This is a genomic window from Candidatus Thiodiazotropha endoloripes, assembly GCF_001708965.1.
In the GTDB taxonomy this organism is placed as follows: domain Bacteria; phylum Pseudomonadota; class Gammaproteobacteria; order Chromatiales; family Chromatiaceae; genus Thiodiazotropha; species Thiodiazotropha endoloripes.
On sequence record NZ_LVJW01000003.1, the window covers coordinates 530,035 to 548,595 of the forward strand.

The 18,561-nt window shown below is 53.3% G+C and carries 18 protein-coding genes; 10 read left to right on the top strand and 8 right to left on the bottom strand.

Annotation, left to right across the window (positions count from 1 at the left end):
- Window positions 1-21: 21 nt before the first annotated feature.
- From A3193_RS02450 to flgL, 4 genes are read left to right on the top strand one after another with little or no spacing between them, the layout of a single operon-like run.
- Window positions 22-1,095, top strand: coding sequence for a flagellar basal body P-ring protein FlgI (locus A3193_RS02450; protein WP_305782023.1), 1,074 nt, complete (start codon window positions 22-24; stop codon window positions 1,093-1,095).
- Window positions 1,095-2,024: a flagellar assembly peptidoglycan hydrolase FlgJ gene (gene flgJ, locus A3193_RS02455; RefSeq protein ID WP_069013949.1), complete on the top strand. Its 930-nt coding sequence runs from the start codon at window positions 1,095-1,097 to the stop codon at window positions 2,022-2,024. Before A3193_RS02450 ends, flgJ begins: the two co-directional genes overlap by 1 nt.
- 20 nt (window positions 2,025-2,044) lie before the next feature.
- On the top strand, window positions 2,045-4,006 hold the full coding sequence (flgK, locus tag A3193_RS02460) for a flagellar hook-associated protein FlgK (RefSeq protein WP_069004595.1): 1,962 nt from the start codon (window positions 2,045-2,047) through the stop codon (window positions 4,004-4,006).
- Between the two features lie 3 nt (window positions 4,007-4,009).
- The gene (flgL, locus tag A3193_RS02465; RefSeq protein ID WP_069004596.1) at window positions 4,010-4,915 is read left to right on the top strand and encodes a flagellar hook-associated protein FlgL; all 906 of its coding nucleotides are present in this window, start codon (window positions 4,010-4,012) and stop codon (window positions 4,913-4,915) included.
- 5 nt (window positions 4,916-4,920) lie between these two features.
- On the opposite strand, the gene A3193_RS02470 is transcribed toward flgL, so the two are convergent.
- Window positions 4,921-5,532 carry a TetR/AcrR family transcriptional regulator gene (locus tag A3193_RS02470; RefSeq protein WP_069013950.1) on the bottom strand — a complete coding sequence of 204 codons (612 nt, stop codon included), beginning with the start codon at window positions 5,530-5,532 and terminating at the stop codon, window positions 4,921-4,923.
- 114 nt (window positions 5,533-5,646) lie between these two features.
- On the opposite strand from A3193_RS02470, the gene A3193_RS02475 reads away from it, so the two are divergent.
- The 6 genes from A3193_RS02475 (at window position 5,647) to fliT (ending at window position 10,203) form a co-directional block, all read left to right on the top strand.
- Window positions 5,647-6,387 (top strand): SDR family oxidoreductase, encoded by a 741-nt coding sequence (locus tag A3193_RS02475; RefSeq protein WP_069013951.1) that lies wholly within the window; start codon window positions 5,647-5,649, stop codon window positions 6,385-6,387.
- Between the two features lie 365 nt (window positions 6,388-6,752).
- Window positions 6,753-7,526, top strand: coding sequence for a flagellin N-terminal helical domain-containing protein (locus A3193_RS02480; RefSeq protein ID WP_069013952.1), 774 nt, complete (start codon window positions 6,753-6,755; stop codon window positions 7,524-7,526).
- Between the two features lie 65 nt (window positions 7,527-7,591).
- Complete coding sequence (locus tag A3193_RS02485) at window positions 7,592-7,975, top strand: flagellar protein FlaG (protein WP_162272505.1); 384 nt, start codon at window positions 7,592-7,594, stop codon at window positions 7,973-7,975.
- Between the two features lie 40 nt (window positions 7,976-8,015).
- Window positions 8,016-9,374 carry a flagellar filament capping protein FliD gene (gene fliD, locus A3193_RS02490; RefSeq protein WP_069013953.1) on the top strand — a complete coding sequence of 453 codons (1,359 nt, stop codon included), beginning with the start codon at window positions 8,016-8,018 and terminating at the stop codon, window positions 9,372-9,374.
- A gap of 47 nt (window positions 9,375-9,421) precedes the next feature.
- On the top strand, window positions 9,422-9,844 hold the full coding sequence (gene fliS / locus A3193_RS02495) for a flagellar export chaperone FliS (RefSeq protein WP_069013954.1): 423 nt from the start codon (window positions 9,422-9,424) through the stop codon (window positions 9,842-9,844).
- Window positions 9,845-9,885: 41 nt separating this feature from the next.
- The gene (gene fliT / locus A3193_RS02500) at window positions 9,886-10,203 is read left to right on the top strand and encodes a flagellar protein FliT (RefSeq protein WP_069013955.1); all 318 of its coding nucleotides are present in this window, start codon (window positions 9,886-9,888) and stop codon (window positions 10,201-10,203) included.
- An 88-nt stretch (window positions 10,204-10,291) separates the two neighbouring features.
- Here fliT and A3193_RS02505 read toward each other — a convergent pair whose 3' ends face one another.
- The 7 genes from A3193_RS02505 to A3193_RS02535 are packed head-to-tail and all read right to left on the bottom strand — an operon-like array spanning window position 10,292 to window position 18,519.
- Entirely contained in the window at window positions 10,292-11,260 is a 969-nt protein-coding gene (locus tag A3193_RS02505; RefSeq protein WP_069013956.1) for a fatty acid desaturase, read from the bottom strand.
- Complete coding sequence (locus A3193_RS02510) at window positions 11,257-11,988, bottom strand: class I SAM-dependent methyltransferase (protein ID WP_069013957.1); 732 nt, start codon at window positions 11,986-11,988, stop codon at window positions 11,257-11,259. Before A3193_RS02510 ends, A3193_RS02505 begins: the two co-directional genes overlap by 4 nt.
- A 30-nt stretch (window positions 11,989-12,018) precedes the next feature.
- Complete coding sequence (locus tag A3193_RS02515) at window positions 12,019-13,131, bottom strand: FkbM family methyltransferase (protein WP_069013958.1); 1,113 nt, start codon at window positions 13,129-13,131, stop codon at window positions 12,019-12,021.
- Between the two features lie 2 nt (window positions 13,132-13,133).
- Complete coding sequence (locus A3193_RS02520; RefSeq protein WP_069013959.1) at window positions 13,134-14,291, bottom strand: Gfo/Idh/MocA family protein; 1,158 nt, start codon at window positions 14,289-14,291, stop codon at window positions 13,134-13,136.
- Between the two features lie 21 nt (window positions 14,292-14,312).
- Window positions 14,313-15,464, bottom strand: a complete 1,152-nt coding sequence (locus tag A3193_RS02525) for an ATP-grasp domain-containing protein (RefSeq protein WP_069013960.1) — start codon at window positions 15,462-15,464, stop codon at window positions 14,313-14,315.
- Between the two features lie 11 nt (window positions 15,465-15,475).
- Window positions 15,476-16,594 (bottom strand): DegT/DnrJ/EryC1/StrS family aminotransferase, encoded by a 1,119-nt coding sequence (locus A3193_RS02530; protein ID WP_069004606.1) that lies wholly within the window; start codon window positions 16,592-16,594, stop codon window positions 15,476-15,478.
- Window positions 16,595-16,653: 59 nt separating this feature from the next.
- Complete coding sequence (locus A3193_RS02535) at window positions 16,654-18,519, bottom strand: O-linked N-acetylglucosamine transferase, SPINDLY family protein (RefSeq protein ID WP_141694752.1); 1,866 nt, start codon at window positions 18,517-18,519, stop codon at window positions 16,654-16,656.
- Between the last annotated feature and the right edge of the window lie 42 nt (window positions 18,520-18,561).

Consider the following 18,561-nt stretch of genomic DNA (forward strand, 5'->3'; position numbering starts at 1 on the left):
CTCCTGGTTCTTGCCATTGTGATGATGAGCGCACAACCCTTGTTGGCGGAGCGCATCAAAGATCTGGCATCGATCCAGGGTGTGCGTAACAACCAGCTGATCGGTTACGGTCTGGTGGTGGGGCTGAACGGCACCGGCGATAAGGATACCGATTCACCCTATACCATCAACAGCTTGAAGAACCTGCTCTCCCAGTTGGGGGTGCAGATCCCTGAAGGGGTCAACATCAAACCGAAGAATGTGGCTGCGGTGATCGTGCATGGTGATCTGCCCCCATTCAGTAAGGTCGGCCAGAAACTCGATATCACCGTCTCCTCACTGGGGAATGCCAAAAGCCTGCGTGGCGGTACCCTGTTGATGACTCCATTGAAAGGTGCCGACGGTAACAACTATGCCCTGGCCCAGGGTAACCTGGTGGTGGGTGGTCTGAGTGCGGAAGGTCAGGACGGCTCCAAGCTGACCGTCAATATTCCCAGTGCCGGACGGATTCCGAACGGTGCGACGGTGGAGCGGGAAGTCCCCAACAGTTTCAACAAGGCGCCGATGCTGACCCTGAATCTGAATGATGGTGACTTTACCACCGCCATGCGGGTCGCAGAGTCGATCAACCTGACCATTGGTCCGGGTACGGCGAAGGCGGTGGATTCCACCTCCATTCGGGTCAATGCGCCGCTCGATCCAGGCCAGAAGGTCACCTTCATCTCCATGCTCGAAGAGCTTGAAGTCAAACCCGGTGTCGCCTCAGCCAAGGTGATCGTCAACTCCAGAACCGGTACCGTGGTGATCAACAACCAGGTACGGGTCTATCCCGCTGCCGTATCCCACGGCAACCTGGTGGTCAGCATCAGCGAGGATCCGGCGGTTTCCCAGCCGGCGCCTTTCTCCCGCGGTGGTAACACCGAAGTGGTTCCCCAAAGCCAGATCACTGTGACCGAAGAGGGGCAGAACCATATGTTTCTCTTCAATCCCGGTGCTTCACTTGATGAGGTAGTGCGTGCCGTCAATCAGGTAGGTGCCGCTCCCAGTGATCTGGTGGCTATTCTTGAAGCGTTGAAAGAGGCTGGCGCCCTGCGTGCAGAGTTGCTGGTGATCTGATGAACAACGTTTCCCCCTCCCTCTATCACGACTTCTCCGGGCTGGCTGAACTGAAACATCAGGCCCGGGCGGATCAGGGGGCAACCGCAGAAAAGGCGGCTCGGCAGTTCGAGTCCGTCTTTATCCAGATGATGGTCAAGCAGATGCGTCAGGCCAGCTTCGGCGGTGGAGTCTTCGACAGCAAGCAGAGCCGTTTTGCCCAGGATATGTATGATCAGCAACTGGCTGTCCATTTGGCGGAGAAACAGGGTCTTGGTATGACCCCCATGCTGCGTCGTCAATTGGGTGGCGAGACCCAGGTTGCGACGCGAGAGCTCTCCGGTCTGGAGAGCTACTGGAACAACCCGGCCACTCTGGCCCGTCGGCATGTGACCAATAAGCCACCAGCTGATACGGCGGAACCAACACAACAGGCAGCACCGAATATCGAATCTCCCGAAAGCTTTGTCTCAACCCTCTGGGCCTCGGCTGAAGCGGCTGCCACAGAGTTGGGGCTGCCCACAGAAGCGCTTTTGGCACAGGCGGCTTTGGAGACAGGCTGGGGCAGCCATATGATCTCCGCTGCCAATGGCAACAACAGTCATAATCTTTTCGGCATCAAAGCGGACCAACGCTGGGCTGGTGAGCGGATAGGTAACGAGACCCTGGAGTATCAGGATGATGTGGCGGTGCGCCGCCGCGAATATTTCCGCAGCTATGACTCCTTCGATTCGAGTTTCCAGGACTATGTGGCCTTCCTCAAACAGAATCCAAGATACAGCGAAGCCCTCGACAGCACCCAGGATACGGCTGCCTATTTCCAGGCGCTGCAGGATGCGGGCTATGCCACCGATCCCAACTACGCGGAGAAGATACTGCGGGTGATGGAGGGACCGGAAATGCAGGCGGCACTGGACCAGGTCAAGAGTTCAGTCAGTCAGCCGATATAGCGGAATAGGAGGCTAGTAACGTGAGTTTACAGTCCATAGGTGTCTCCGGGTTGGTCGCCACTCGGCTGGCTCTGGATACCACCGGCCATAACATTGCCAATGTGAATACCGATGGCTATAGCCGTCAGCGGATCGATTTTGCCACCCGTTTGCCGAGCCAGAGTGCGGTCGGTTTTATCGGCAGTGGTGTCGATGCTTCCGAAGTTCGTCGTCAATACGACGATTTCATCGCCGGCCAGATGCGCGCCAGCTCCTCGGTGGCCTCCGAGCTGCAGGCCTATTTCGAAGGAGCCAAGCAGCTGGATGATCTGGTGGCCAATGCCGATGCCGGTTTGCAGCCGGTGATTCAGAATTTTTTCAATGCACTACAGGGTATGGCGGACGATCCAGCCTCAATTCCGGCGCGTCAGCTGGTGCTCACCGAAGCGGCCTCACTGGCCGACCGGTTCCAATATTTCGATCAGCAGTTCGAAAGCATGCGCAACCAGATCAACAACCAGATCGGATACAACATCGGTCAGATCAACCGCATTGCCGAGGGAATTGCCGAGATCAACGCCGATATCAAAATCGCCTATGGCAGTACCCCCAACGATCTGCTGGACAAGCGGGACCAGCTGGTCAATGAACTGGCGGAGCTGGTCGATATTCAGGTCCTGGAACAGACCGACGGCGCCTACAATGTATTCATCGGCAAGGGTCAGCCTCTGGTGATGGACACCGATGCATCGACCCTGGGCACCCAGCCCTCGACCATGGACCCCAGTCATCTGGAGATCACTTTTGACTTTGCCTTCGGTACCCAGGTGGTAACCGACCAGATGAGTGGGGGCGAGATCGGCGGTATGCTCAGATTCCGTGACGAAATACTCGATCCGACCCAGAACCGGGTAGGTTTGGTTGCGCTGGGTATCGCCGAAGAGATCAACAGTCAGAACCAATTGGGTCTCGACCTGCAGGGACTGACCGGTACCGCCATGTTCGGTATGGGAACGGTCGAGGTCTTTCCAAGACCGGGTAACGGCAGTTCGATTACCGCCACCATCAACGATGTGGGCAGTCTCACCGGTGACGCCTACGAGTTGACCTACGATGGCGCGGACTTCACCCTGCGCAACCTGAACAGCGGGGTGACCCAGGTGCTTGCTGCCGGACTGAATACCGTGGACGGGGTCGATATCGACATCAATGCGGTCGGTGCGGCGGCAGGTGATACCTTCATCATTCAGCCGACCCGCAATGCGGCACACAACTTCAGTCTGCTGTTCGATGATGTTGAGCGTCTCGCAGCTGCCTCGCCCCTCAGAGTCGGGCCGGCAGTGGATGCCAACGGCAATCCCCTGAATACGGGTAATGCAACCATCACCCAACCGGCCAATACCAGTATGACCGGGCTGCCCCTGGCCGGTGGCACCATTCAGCTTGTCTATGATGACCAGGGTGGTCCGACCAGTGGTTTCGAGGTCTACTATCCCGGTTCAGTACCCGGTGTGGATCCGTTTGACGACTTCATCACCTACGACGATCTGAATACCGCAACGGTTGCCGGTACCCAGGTACCCGGCACCACCTTTCCTCTCTATGGCGATATCAGCTTCACCATCTCCGGTGTACCGGACGACGGTGATACTTTTATCATCGGCAACAACACCAGCGGTACCGGTGACAATCGCAATGCCCTGGGACTGGTCAGTGTACAGAGCCAGAGTGTACTGCTGGGTGGCACCTCAACCATCGACGAGAGCTATGTCTCGATGGTCTCGGATGTGGGTTCCAGAACCCGTCACGCGGAGCTGAACCTCTCTGCCCAGGAGAGTCTGCTGACCCGCACCAAAGAGGCCATGGCCGAGGTCTCAGGGGTCAATCTGGATGAAGAGGCCGGTCGGTTGATTCAGTATCAGCAGGCCTATCAGGCATCGGCCCAGGTGATTTCAGTGGCCAGCACCCTGTTCGACACACTGCTGGGTGCAGTTCGGAGATAATCTATGGAACGCGTCTCAACTTCCACGCTATTCAGCCGGGGCATCGACAGCATGCTGGAGCGCCAGTCAGCACTGAGTCGCGCCCAGATGCAGATCTCCACCGGCAAGCGCATATTGACCCCGCGGGATGATCCGCCAGGGGCCGCCCAGGCGCTGAATCTGAAAACCGCGATCACCCAGGTGGAACAGTATCAGGCCAATGCGGACCGGGCCCGGGCCCGACTGGATCTGCAGGAGGCCACCCTTGCGGCGGTGGACGATATCATGCCCAGGGTGCTTGAGTTGACCCTGCAGGGGCAGAGTGACACTTACTCCGCCGAACAGAGAATCGCCATCGCTCAGGAGCTGAGGCAACTCAACGACGAACTGATGGGACTGGCGAATACCCAGGACAGTGACGGCGAGTATATCTTTGCCGGTTACAATGCGGACTCGATCCCCTTCAGCAACCCGGCTGACGGGGTGTTTGCCTATTCCGGGGACATGGGTGTGAGAACCATCCAGGTCTCCGCCACCCGGCAGATTCAGGATCGGGAGAACGGATACGATGTGTTCATGAATCTGACTACCAGTACCGGTGCCCAACGCAACCTGTTCGAGACGGTACATGGTGTGATCGCCGGTCTGGAGGCGGATGCGCCAAACGCTGTGTTGATCGATGACATCCATGCGGCCCATGAACAGATCGGCGCCGTACGCGCCCGGGGTGGGGCGAGGCTCAACTCCATCGAGGATCAGGGGCGGGTCAATGAGGATTTCATCTTCACCATGCAGAGCTCCCTCTCGGAGATCGAGGATATCGATCTGGCCGAAGCGGTGAGTCGCTTCGAGCAGGATATGCTGGCGCTTCAGGCGGCGCAGCAATCCTTCAACATGGTGCAGAGTCTGTCTCTGTTCAACTATCTGTAAACCATCTACGACTCACCAACCGGCAGAGTCTTCAGGGCCATCTCGACGATTGCGATGAGATCTTTCCTGGCTCTGCCCTGCCTCGCCATAACCGATATCCCGTAGAGCACTGACATCAGGTAGTCGGCAACTTCATTCGCTTTGACTTCCCTCGAGAGCCGGCCCTGTTGCTGTTCATCCTCGAACAGTGCTGTCATTTTCTGCCTGGCCTGCAGGCCCTGGTCCTGCAGGGATTCAGTAACACCATCCGGCATCCAGGAGCTACCCGATTCACAGCTGCTTTTGACAAACAGGCACCCCTTGGGGGAGTGCTGGTCGGACACCAGATCGATGACACCTGTCATATAGGCCTGGATGCGATCTCTGAGGGGTAGCGATTGGGGATTGTCCAATTTGTCCAGTACCGGTTCGCCATAACTGGATCGGTAGTGTTGCAGGGCGCTGGTGAAGAGTTGCTCCTTGTTACCGAAGGCGGCATAGAGGCTGGGCTTGTTGATCCCCAACAGCTCGGTCAGGTCGCTGACTGAGGTGCCGGAATAACCGTTCTTCCAGAACAGACGCATCGCCTTGTCCAGCGCCGCTGACTTATCGAATGATCTTTTCCGGCCAACACTCATCGCATGCTCTTGGATATAAAAAAATGGTTACTTGACATTATGTACCGAGCGGTATACTTTTTCAATATGTACCGACCGGTACACAATGACCGTGCAAATTTGAGGTATCTATTCATGAAATCAGTAAACGATCGTGTGGTGTTGGTCACCGGTGCCAATCGGGGTATCGGCAAGAGTATTGTTGAGGGCTTTTTCAAGGCCGGCGCCAGTAAAATTTACGCAGCAGTGCGCAAACCTGAGACTCTGGAATCGATGGTCCGCACTTACGGGGATCGGCTGGTGCCCCTGCGGATCGATCTGCACGATCCGGACAGCATCATCGCGGCTGCGAAAGTCGCCACGGATGTGGAGATCGTGATCAACAATGCCGGCATGCTGAACATCGCCAATCCCATGGCGAGTAATGCGGTGGTGGCGATGCAGGATGAGATGGAGGTGAATGTCTACGGGCTGATGCGTATGGCCCAGGCGTTTGCGCCTATCCTCAAAGCAAACGGTGGTGGGGCGCTGGTGCAGCTCAATTCAGTGGCGTCGATCAAGAATTTCGCCGATTTCGCCACCTATTCAGCTTCCAAGGCGGCGGCCTACTCCATTACCCAGGGATTGCGGGATATGCTGAAGGATCAGGGTACTCAGGTGGTCAGTGTCCATCCCGGACCGATTGCCACCGATATGGCGGCCAGCGCCGGATTGGGAGATCTGGCGGAACCAGCAGAGCTGGTACCCCAGTGCATTATCGCTGCCATCGAGTCCGGTGAGTTTCATGCCTATCCTGACACCATGGCCAAGCAGGTCGGCAGCGCCTATCAGGATTTTGCCAAAAACATCGTAGAAGCGGATCTTATGGCCGGTTGATTGCCATTCAACCCAATGCGACTGATCGATGGTCAGTCGCTAGACGGTGTTTTATTGCCAGCAGGCCGGCAGCTTTTGCCGGCCTGTCAGGCAGGAAATTAAAGCACAGGATGTTTGTTCCTTGCGCCGAATCACGCTAAGCTGGTTATTAAATCAATAAAAACAGTTAGTTATGCTTCTATGTTTTTTGTTGTCCACTGTCTCAGTGAAGTCAGGTCGGGTTAAAGTTCTCCGCAGCCGGGCCGTTACAATTAGCGGAGGCGGTAAATACCAACAATTGAATGGTATATCCGCTAAATGCAAATCGCCGGTGATCGAGCGCTTAACCATAGATGCCATCATCGGTATAGATAGAGGAATTAGTCATGGCAATCACAGTCAACACTAACGTATTCTCCCTTGCCGCACAGAAAAACCTGAATCGTACACAATCCGATCTTCAGTCTTCAGTTCAACGCCTATCATCCGGTCTTCGCATCAACATGGCGAAAGACGACGCCGCCGGTCTGGCGATCGCCCAGTTGCAGACTGCACAGGCTCGCGGACTGACCGTAGCCCAGCGTAACATCGCGGACGGCACATCCTTCCTGTCGGTTGCCGATGCAACCCTGCAGTCAGTCAGTGACATGATGCAGCGTCAACGTGAGCTCTCCGTACAACACGGCAGTGGCCTCTACACCGCAGCACAGCAGGCTCTGATGTCTGTTGAGTTTGATGCGCTTACCGCAGAAATCACCGCATCACTGGGTCGTGCGACCTTTAATGGCACTGCCGTATTCGGTGGTGGCGGCACCATCGTGGTTGGTGCGAACACATCTGAAACCATCGATATTTCAGTTGCCGCACTGGCAGCCCGTACTGCTGCGATCTCCAATACCGCAACGGCTGACGCCGACCTCAACGCGGTTTCAACAGCACTTGCCAACGTTGGTGCGCTGCAGAGTCGTCTGGAACAGGCTGGTCGGGTTGCCGCCAGTATGGAAGAAGCTCAATACGCCGCCGCCGGTCGGATCATGGATGCTGACTTCGCCCGTGAGACTGCAAAATTCACCAGCGCCCAGGTTATACAGCAGGCCGGTGTAGCCGCTCTGGCCCAGGCCAACTCGATTCCTCAGTTAGCCTTGAGCTTGCTGCAGTAAGGTAGTTTCCGGGGGCGTTCGCCGCCCCCGGATGCTAAACTTGGAACATAGATAAGGGTATGACCATGCCAAACGTAATCGCAGATTTGGCCAATCAATACGCCTATAAAAGGGAAGTTCCTAGTGCTGATGGCAAAGCTAGTGTCGACGTTAAGTCCACCGGTTCCGTTGAGCTGCAAACTATTCAGAGGCAAGCGCAAGGGCAACAGCCCGCGATCGATACCGCTGAGCTGGCGAGCAAGGTTGAGAGTCTCAATCAACTAGTTAATCGGAATTTGGAATTCAGTGTTGACGATGCCACCGGTCAACAGGTACTGCGAGTCATCGACTCCGATACCGGAGAGGTGGTTAGGCAAATACCTTCGGACCAGATCTTGCATGTTATTTCTCAGGTTCAGAAGGCCAGCGAAGGGATGCTTCAAGGCGTGTTATTGGATGACCAGGTTTAATTAGAGAGATTGCTTACCTGTACAAAGGGGCAAGACCGAAATGACTATAGGCTTTTCAGGGATAAGCACAGGGTCTGACTGGAACTCGATCATCAACCAGCTGTTGCAGATCGAGAGTCGGCCCCTGTCCACCCTCCAATCTCGGGAACAAGAGATCGATGAGAAGATCAGCGACTTTGGGCTGGTCAAGAGCGCCATCGATACCTTCAACTCGACTGTAGAAGAGCTGACCAGCTCCAGCGGTTTTGCTGCTTTCACGGCCACCTCAACCGATGAGGCGGTACTCACAGTCTCCGCAGACTCCTCTGCGGTGGCTTCCAGTTATGATGTCGTGGTTACCCAACTGGCGAACCGCGACAAGATTGCTTCCTCTGCCTATACCGATGCCAACACGGCGGTCGGTACAGGCACCCTGTCGATTACCGTCGACGGCAACACCATGGATCTGGTGCTGGATGGCTCAAACAACACCCTCACGGATATTCGTGACGCGATCAACAGCGCCACCGACAATCCGGGTGTGACAGCGACCATCCTGAATGAGGCATCCGGCAGCCGATTGATTCTGACCAGTGAAGAGTCAGGGCTGGCGAATGCCATCACCGTTAATGTGACGGATGGGGATGATGCCAGCAACACCGATGCCAACGGCCTCTCAAGGCTGTTTCATATCGGTGTCGGTGGTGACGGTCTGGCGGAGCAGGTCGATACTGCTCAGGACGCCATATTGACCATTGACGGTTTCAGCATCACAGGCGCCTCGAATACAGTGACCAGTGCCATATCCGGTGTGACGCTCAGTCTGAGCGGCGCTGGTTCATCAACCATCAATATCGCCCGGGACAATACCGAGATCGAAGACAGAATCAGCGGTTTTGTGGATGCCTACAATACCCTGATCGAGCAGATCGATGACCTGGAGGCGGGATCCCTCTATAACGACAGCAGCCTGCGGCGTATCAAGCAGGGCTTTGTCGATGTCATCAATCAGACCGTGGATATCAGTGGTGATACGGCCTATCTCTTTGAAATCGGTATCACACGGGACAGAGACGGTGTTTTATCTGTCGATAGCAGTGAACTTTCCACGGCTTTGGCCGATGACTTTAACAGAGTGACACAGATACTCTCTGAAGCAACAACAGGCTATGCGACTCGCTTCTTCAACTACACTGAGTCGTTGCTGGAGGTAGGTGGCCTGCTCGACTCCAAAGATGACACTCTGAACAGTCAGAAAGACTCGGTGCAGACTCAGATAGAGCGTCAGGAGTTGCATTTACAAACTTATGAGGCCATGCTGATTCGACAGTTTGCCTCACTGGATCAGACCATGGCGCTGTTGACCAGCACCAGTGAATATCTGACCAGTCAACTCGCGTCAATGAACAGTAACAACTAACCTGGTTGTTGGTTTGGACTTGATCAAACAACCCAAAAGGTAAAATGATGGTAAAGAATTCGGCTATCAACAGTTATCGTCAAGCGGCTTCCTCCGAAGCGATGTATGCTACCCCTTTTAGGTTGGTGCAGATGCTTATGACCGGTGCATTGGATGGTATGGCCAATGCCAGAGGATCGATTATCCGTAAGGAGCATGAGGCCCGTAACAACGAAATTAAATGGGTGATATCGGTGATCGATGCCCTGCGCGGCGCCCTCGATTTCGAACAGGGTGGAGAGATCGCCAACAATCTCGATATGCTCTACGATTACATGATCCGCCGCCTCTTCACTGCCAATGTGGAACAGGATGTTGATGCGCTGGATGAAGTGATCTCGTTGTTGAAAGAGATCAAAACCGCTTGGGATGCAATGCCGGAAGCAATCCAGAATTCGCCCAACATCAAAGAGACGGTTAAAAAGTTCTAGCTTCCTTTTCTTAAAACTGACAGCAGTGGACTTTATATCCCGTGTCGCAGCTCCAGAAAAATCTGACCCAGGCACTCGAATTGAGCCAAAGGATATTTGATTTGGCGCAGGACTCCGCCTGGAGTGACATGGAGCAGGCGGATCGGCAGCGAAGACCGTTCCTGGAATCGATCTTCAACGACAGGGAGTTCAAACTCAAACCAGGGGATTATGAACCCCAGATGCGTCAGATCGTCGCACTCAACGAGCAGGCGCTGGCCCTCTGTGCTGAGGCCAGAGGGGAGCTGAGTAAACAGGGTCGCAATCTTAAACTGGGCAGGCAAGCCCTCTCAGCCTATAAGAATAACTCCTTTGATTAGATCGGTCGGGGCAAGCCCTTCACCTTGGGCAAAACCAATCCAAGACCGACTCAATTGATCGCTCCAATACGACCCAGTGGATATCTGCTCACTGCACCACCTTTGCAGAGGCGTGAGTGTCAGTCCACATCTCCTTGATCAGTCCAGTCAATCCCAAGGTTGGTGCCGGTGTATCGTATGCGATGAGTCTGTGCAGCTGTTTGAGATTGTGAAAGGGTACATTGGGATACATATGGTGTTCGATATGGTAGTTCATCTGCCAGTATAGAAAAGCCAGCAGAGGATTCAGTAGGATAGTACGAGAATTCTTTCGGAAGTCAGTTACATTGGCTTGCATGCCAAAGTGCTGACCCGTCGCCAATACCACATTGAACCAGCTCAGTATAAATGGTGCCAGGGTGATGACGAAGACCAGTGGCCAATGCCCGCTGGTAATGAACATCCCAGCCAGCAACAGCTGACCCGCTAACAGGAAGCGGGCCCAATGAATCACTTTTTTGCGCTGTTTTGACCACTTGTTGGGGAACAGTCTGTCACTCCATGAGCCGCGTAGAATGCCCAGGCTGTTTTCAGTAGTGATCTTAATCGCCCGATAGCAGAGGGGCAGGTTGAAGGATACTGCCCAGAGCCAGGAACCGATGGAGAGTTTTTGCGGCAGGATCACCTCCTGGTCAAGCTCCTTGTGCACTGTGTATTTATGGTGATAGGCGTGGCTGACAGAGAAATAGTAGGGGTTGTTCCAGCTCAAGAATGCAAACAATTTATAAAAGAGATCGTTAAGCCCCTTGGATTTGAAAACGGTTCTATGCATCAACTCATGTCCGGCCCCCGACCATCCCAGAAACGCATATACGGCACCGTGAAGAGCGAGTGTGATCAACCCTATCATCCAGGCTTGTTGTTGCAGAAAGTAGTATGCAGCACTACCGCTGATCAGCAGCAGTGTGAGATGTAAGAAAATATAGAGGGCACCCTTGAGATCACTCTTCTTCATCAGTGAGCTGAGTTGCTGCCTGGAGAGAGGGGTTCTGTACCAGGATATCTTCGGCTGGTTCAAATGAGGATCTCCTTGTACTTGCCTAACAACATGAACGCGAGCATGGTGTTTTGTACATGAATGATCTCATGTTCCGTGGCAAAGCCGTCAAGGAAACGGGTGACATCATCATGGATCTGGGAGCGGAAATCGTGCCAGACAATGATCCCGTCATCGGCAGCCATTTTTAAAGCATTTTCAGTGTCGGACTTCACCGTATTGAAGTCGTGTCCGCCATCGATGAATATCAGTTGAAAGTGCTTCATGAATTTCTGCTGCTGTGGGTCGATGCTGGTGCTGTCCTGATGGATCCGGATGATTTTCTGTTTCAGTTCCGCTTCCGCCCGATCGATGTAGATGGCGCCATTCGTGGCAAAGATGTCTTTGAGGTGTTCATCATTTGCATCCCCGTCACTCAGATAGTCTGCTTCACTGATATCATTTTGGGTGACTGTCGTGTCGGGGTCGATATCAATGGTGACAACTGAGGTCGAGGTTGGTGAGTTGCGGGCGAACAGCAGTGTGGTGGCCCCCATGTAGGTGCCAAACTCAAATATTGCTGTGGGTGTGATGAGTTTGACAAAGGAGGTCAGGATGGCGCTCTCCAACAGTGTCAGTCCGCCGATGGCACTACTGGGAATGTTGACGGTGAACTCACTGTTCTGATCCTGGAAGCGGTTCTCAACGGCTTGGAAAACCACCTTTGGGCGAATTTCGGTAATCCTTGAAGGGTTGCTCTGCTGGTTCATGGAAGATCCTTACTGCTTAGGGCCTGTTATTTAATTCTGCTTAATGTTCGCCGGTATGAAATACATGATGGTCTCAGACCAACCTTCAGTATAGTGGCGAAGATAGACCTGATAATCTGGGTATAAGCCGGTGACGTAATCAAATATCCTGCGGAAATCCGCTGCCTGATGATAGACGGCGATGGCCAGGCTGGGCCGGTCATCTTGAATGTGTATTCTGGCCCCTTGCAGCGCCTGCAGTTCCCAGCCCTCCAGGTCCATCTTTATAAAACTGATCGGCTCGCTCACAGCCTGATCCAGGGTGGTGACTTGAATCTGTTGTGAGCTTTGAGGATCGACGGCACTGGCCGATCCCGCCTCGGTATCAAAGGGTAGACTTCCCTGCTGATCTGAGAGCCCCTGGGCGATAAACGTGATATTACGTTGATGCTTTAGGCGACGACGAGCATTGGCCAGATTGGTTGGAGTTGGCTCAAACAGATAGACCTGTCTGTAACCAGGATATCGATGGCAGAACTGCTCTGTTGTGTCACCATCATAACCACCCCCATCCACAAACACATGGGCTGCTGATGGTTCGATAAAAGGCTCGAAATACTGCTCTTCCGGTCGAACAGAGTAGCCACTCATGTAGTGATAGTCACCGCTCAGGCGAAAATGAAGCAGGTCATTCAGTGTCTGTTGTGATTGCTTGTCTACCAATGCCGTTGACAAACTGTTCCAGGCAGAGAGATGGTTACGAATCTCGTCACGGGTTTGACTGACAAACCAGGGTAACTTGAAGCGCTGCGGCAGATGGCTGCATAGTTCGGCCAGGGATAGGATTTCAATCGCGCCATGTTTTTGCAGTCGACGGGCAGCAGAAACCGGTGCGATGCACATGGCGCAATTGACCACCATGGACTGGTCTGGCAGTTGCTCAGTGGTTAACACCGGCTTGTTGTTCCAGGTGGTTCCGTTGGTTGCGAAGTCATCAATGATGCCATCGACCTCTATCATCTGCATGATCTCGGCGGCATGTTCATTTCTGCCCAACAGATAACGACGACCGCTGGCGGTATCAGAGACGTACTGCTCCACCAGTAGACTGTTTCCGGCAGGTTTTGAAAGGCAGGATTGCAGTATCACCTCAACGGTTGACATCGCTAATCCTGACTGCTGTCGGTATTCGTTGTGGCTTGAACATTGACCCACTTCCGTTGTTTGAAGGACCGAATCATGGCGGCGAACATATTGGTCCCTTCCAGTGCAAGTTCTCCGCTGTAGACCTCATCGGAGTGCCATTGTGATGACGCTTGGTAGGCTATCAGTCCTGCAGCGATATCCTGGTAGAGATTGGCAAAGGCTTCGACAAACCCTGCCGGGTGTCCCGCCTTAAAGCGGGTATAACGAGACGCGCCGGCAATCTCGGTTGTCTCACCCCGATCCAGGATCTGCCGCCGTCCATCGGCATGTGAGATGTGCAACTCTTCAGGATTAGCCTGCAGCCACTCTGCTGAGGCGTCACTGCCGTAGATGCGTATTTTCAATCCGTTCCTATGGCCCAGGGCCGATTTGCTGAACCATAACTGTCCCATGATCTGCGCAGAATATCGGCACAGGCAGGAGACATTGTCGATGACATCGAACCAGCCGCATTTGGCCTGATCCGCAACCACCTGCAACGGATGCTGCCCTGTCAGGTAGTGGATCAACTGATGCAGGTGAACCGCCAGATCCAGGTAGATGGTGGGGATCTCTCCATCATGCAGCCGCCAATCCTGAGGCACAGGTTTCTCACCCTGGCTGTCTACTCTGCGAAACCCCTCCTGCGGCATCTCGGCCTGAAAGTGGAGGATCCTGCCGAGTTCACCACTGCGGATCAGGGAGCGTAATTCACGCAGCATGGGATAGCCGGAGTAGTTGTAAGTGATTGCGAGAAAGCCGTTGTGCTGATTGCGGGTTGTCAGTATCTCCTCTATCTCAGCGCTGCTGGTGGCGAGGGCCTTTTCGCAGATAACCGCAACACCCTGAGCCAGACATTCCGTGACGATGGGCTGGTGTGAAGGTGTTGGGGTGAGAATTACCACAGCATCCAGTTGTCCTTTCTCTTTACTGATCATCTCAGACCAGTGGCTGTAGGTACGTTCAGGGGTGACCCCATAGGCTTTGGCTGTCTCCCGGTTGATGGTGTCATCTGTACTGAAAGCACCAGCCACCAGTTGCCAACGACCGTCCATGCGGCATGCGGCATAGTGGGTATAACCCACTGCAGAGTCCAAAGCGCCACCAATGAATGCTAAGGCAAGGGGGCTGGCTGTCATTCACAACTCCTTAATTCCGGCTCAGTCAAGTGTATAGAGCTTAGCTTCAAGAATACTCTGATAGAGTCTATGTTGCTCCTTGCTGGATGATGAACCAAAGAAAAACACACCGGCTCTGCCGTAGGGGCTTGGTTCAATATAGTCCCCTGATGTGGCAAGGGGGACAAACAAACGAATATCCACAGGCTCTGTAAATTGGTAGCCCCAGAGGGAACTGCCATGCTTGGAGGTTACGGTATGGCGGGTGATCAGCGACTGTAGTCGGTCTTTATCATAGGCTTGGGGGGCTTCACCAAGGAAGCTGGCGGCATAGTTTGCGGCATAGGGATAACCTGTCGCCAGTTCGATCAGCAGAGCATAAATGTCGCCGGGGCAGCGTCGGGTCGCCTCGATTATCCAATAGTCATCGTTGCGATAGATGAACTGGGTATGGATCAAACCCTCAGTCAGGCTCATGGCGGCGGCGAAGCGGCCAATGTCATCCCTGATCGAGGTGAGTGACTGATCTGGGAAGTCATCCGCCACCCGGCTCGTGTCTACGGTGAATGGGTTGATGGTGCAATCCTCTCTAACGATAAAGTCCGCCACAATCTTACCTGCATGGAGATAGGCGGAGTGGCTGTAGAGCTGTCCTTCAATAAACTCTTCGATAACTGTCTCGCCGCTGCCGGAGGCCTTGGCTGCTTCTGTTTGTGCTTCTATAAGCTTGTCAGGTGTTGCATCATATACCACACTGATACCCCGCCCACTGAACGAGTCGACCGGCTTGACGATGACCGCCTCAACTTCAGTTATCTGGGCCAATGTCAAACTGCGTGGGATGGGTAGCCCCACATTTCCGGCGAGTTCACGGAAGGCGCTCTTATTGTTGATGGTCTCGGTGGTGGAGAGGGGATCGATATTGGGATAGCGCCCCCGATTGATCTCAGCGCAGGCCCGGTAGGAGAGGTCGGTGCAGCCGGGTATCAGATAGTCAAAGCTGTGTTTGTCGACAAACGCGGCTAGTGCTTTGATATCGGAATAATCCAACCTTTTATAGTTTGACGCCAGCTTGGCCAGTGTCTCATCGGGTCTGTTTCCCACTACCCATACCTCATGGCCCCTCTCCCGCAGCGCACGATAGATCGGCACAGCAGCGCGATTGGTGTCCACCAGTAGGATTCGGCTAGTCATGCTGCTCCCTATCACCCTGGCACGGCATTGTCTCGTACAATCTGGGCGATTCGTTCAACAGTCTCCGCTGTGAGGTCGGCATAGAGGGGCAGGCAGATCACCTGTTTGGCAGCGGTAACTGCAATTTGTAGACGATCCGGAGCGGCGGAGGGCAGTCCCCGATAGGCTGGCAGCTGACTGATTAACGGATAGAAATATCGGCGTCCGTAAATCGACTCATGCTGCAGGATCTGATAGAGCTGATCCCGACTTTTACCATAGGATTGCTGCTCGACAAAAATAGGGCAGTAGGCTCCGTTGGGAGTCAGGTGTTCGATAGGATCGAGCAGTGTTATGCCGGGGATGTTGTTGAGAAGCTGCCTGTAGAGTTCGGCCAGTTGTACCCGTTGTCTGATGCTCTCATCAACATGTTTCAACTGCAGTAGACCCAGAGCGGATTGCATCTCATTCATCTTACCGTTACTTCCTGGTGCCACCACGGTGGTTTCGTTGGCAAAACCAAAATTTTTCAGGTAGTCGACCCGTCGTTTCAGTTTTTCGTCATGGATTACCAGTGCCCCGCCTTCAAAGGTGTTGAACACCTTGGTGGCATGGAAGCTGAGGATGGATAGATCACCGAAACTACACAGCGAAGTGCCATTAAGTTTGGTGCCGAAGGCATGGGCGGCATCATAGATCACTTTCAAACCATAGGTGTCGGCAATATGCTTAATGCTCTCTATGCGGCATGGCATACCGTAGACATGCACTGGCAGGATGCAGGTGGTCTTGGGGGAAATAAGAGATTCTATTTTCTCAGGATCTATGTTGCATGTAAGTGGGTCGATATCACAAAAGACCGGGGTACAGTGATTCCAGTAGATGGCATGGGTCGTGGCCGGAAAGGTGTAGGGAGTGGTGATCACCTCACCGGTGATTTTTAGTGACTGCAGGCCAACTTGCAGGGCCATCATGCCATTGCAGAAAAGGGAAACAAAAGGGACGTCCAGGTACTCAGCCAGTGCGTTTTCAAACTGTTCATGAAAGGGGCCATTGTTGGTCAGCCTTTTGCTCGACCAGATCTGTTGCAGCAGTTGAACAAATTCATCGAGTGGTGGTAGAGAAGGCTGGGTGACGTAGGTGTTACTCATGGTCTATGCCCCTGACAGAGGAGTGCAATGGTAGAATAGTACGAAGAAGTTTGTTGTCATCAACTCTCCCGCTTTCGTTCATCGCATAGTGTCTGCCATCCTCTGAGCAGGGCAGATTCGATGTTTTCGGTGACCAGTTTGAAATTCATCAACGATGAGTTTTCTATATCGGTTCGCAGGGAATTGCGATTGGCGATGAGTCCATCCACATCCTTGGCGAGTGACAGGGCGATTTCGATATATTCATCAAAATCATTGGCAACCCACTGTTCTCTGTTGATGGCAGCGAGGATTCTGTTTGAGACATTGGAAGCGCAGGAGTTGCCGGCACGAGTGACCAGCGGCAGACCCATCAGTAGCGAGTAATAGGTGGTACTCTCCCCATGATAGGGGTAAGGATCCAGTGCAATATCCACTTCGTTATGTGAGGTGAGAAACTCCCCTAATGAGAGCCTGGGTTGTAGTTGTAAGCGGTTTTGATCAACCTGGAACTGGGAGAAAATCTCATGTAAATAGTCCCGCATGTATTTATTTTCATAGTCATCCGTCATCAATCGTATCCTTGATCCGGGAACTGCATTTAACAATTTAGCCCAGACTTCCATGACGCTTTTGTCGATCTTGCGCAGACCGTTGAATGAGCCAAAGGTAATGTATCCATTACTGATGCAGGGGGGCGGAGCGACAGGAGGTAGTTCCATCAACGGATCAAAGAAGGCGCTGTTTTCAACCGGCAGAATCTTCTCGGATGAATATTGATCGAGCTGACATTTTTCTGCGGTCTGTTTGTCTCTCAAGGCGTAATCCATACAATTCAGACCGGTGGACATTTGCAATCCCATCATGGAAACCTGCATCGGTGCTGGCCTGTTGAGGAAGGCGGTCAAGCGATTGCCGGCGGTATTGTTGGATAGGTCGATCAGGATGTCCACTTGGTCAGTGCGTATTTTGTCTTGAAAATGTTTGTCATCCATCTGACTGCAGTTGACCCAGACATCGCAGAGGTTTTCCAGCGCATTGCTGGTCTGGTCCTGAATGATTTTGTTGGAATAGAGAATGATGGTGAATCTATCTTTGTTCAGATGTTTCAACACCGGCAGGAAGTAGTGGACAATGGCATGTTGAATTAAATCGGCTGAGACGAAGCCAAGGGTGAGCTTTCTGTCGAGCTGACAGTTCATCTCTCCAGCATATTTTTTCCGTACACGGGCATTTAGCGGCTTGGTTAATTCGGCTATTTCCGGATAGATCTCAGCTTCATTATCCAGGGAGAACAACAGTTGCGCCAGATAGTTCTGTTGTGCGACCGCATGATCAGGGGCCAGTTCAACAGATTTTTTACAACAGGCCAGGGCCTCTTCCTGGCGTCCCTGGTGTGATAGGGCATGGCCCAGGTTCACATAGACCTCCACGGTTTCATAACCATGGGTCAGGCAGTAATCCAGTGCTTGCAGCGCATCCTCGTAGCGGCCCTGATCGTTATAGAGTTTGCTCAGCGCTACATAGGCGACATAGGCATTGGGGTCGTTGGTGATGGTTTTACCAAAATAGACTTCCGCTTTAGCGAAATTTTGTGTGATGTTGGCATTGAAACTGCCAATCATGTAGTACATCAAATTTTCGCTGCATCCCAGACGCTCTGCAATTTCGTAGGATTTTTCCGCTTCCTGGAATTGACCCGATTTCTCTAAGGCCATGCCACACAGATAGTAGAGGCAAGGTTCCGGGTTGCCCATCGATATGGCTTGTTGCAGATGGAGTGCCGCCTCCTGATTGCGATTTTGTCGTAACAGACATTGGCCCAGAAGATATTGTGCCTGGCCATTGGTCGGGTCTTTTTTAATCACCCTGGAGAATAGCTTGCCCGCCTCTGCCAGTTTACCCTGATTGAGTTTTTTTATTGCTGTGGATAGGTTGTTTGGCATGTTCACCCAATTGTCCAAATTGTCACATCACGGGGCTCAATG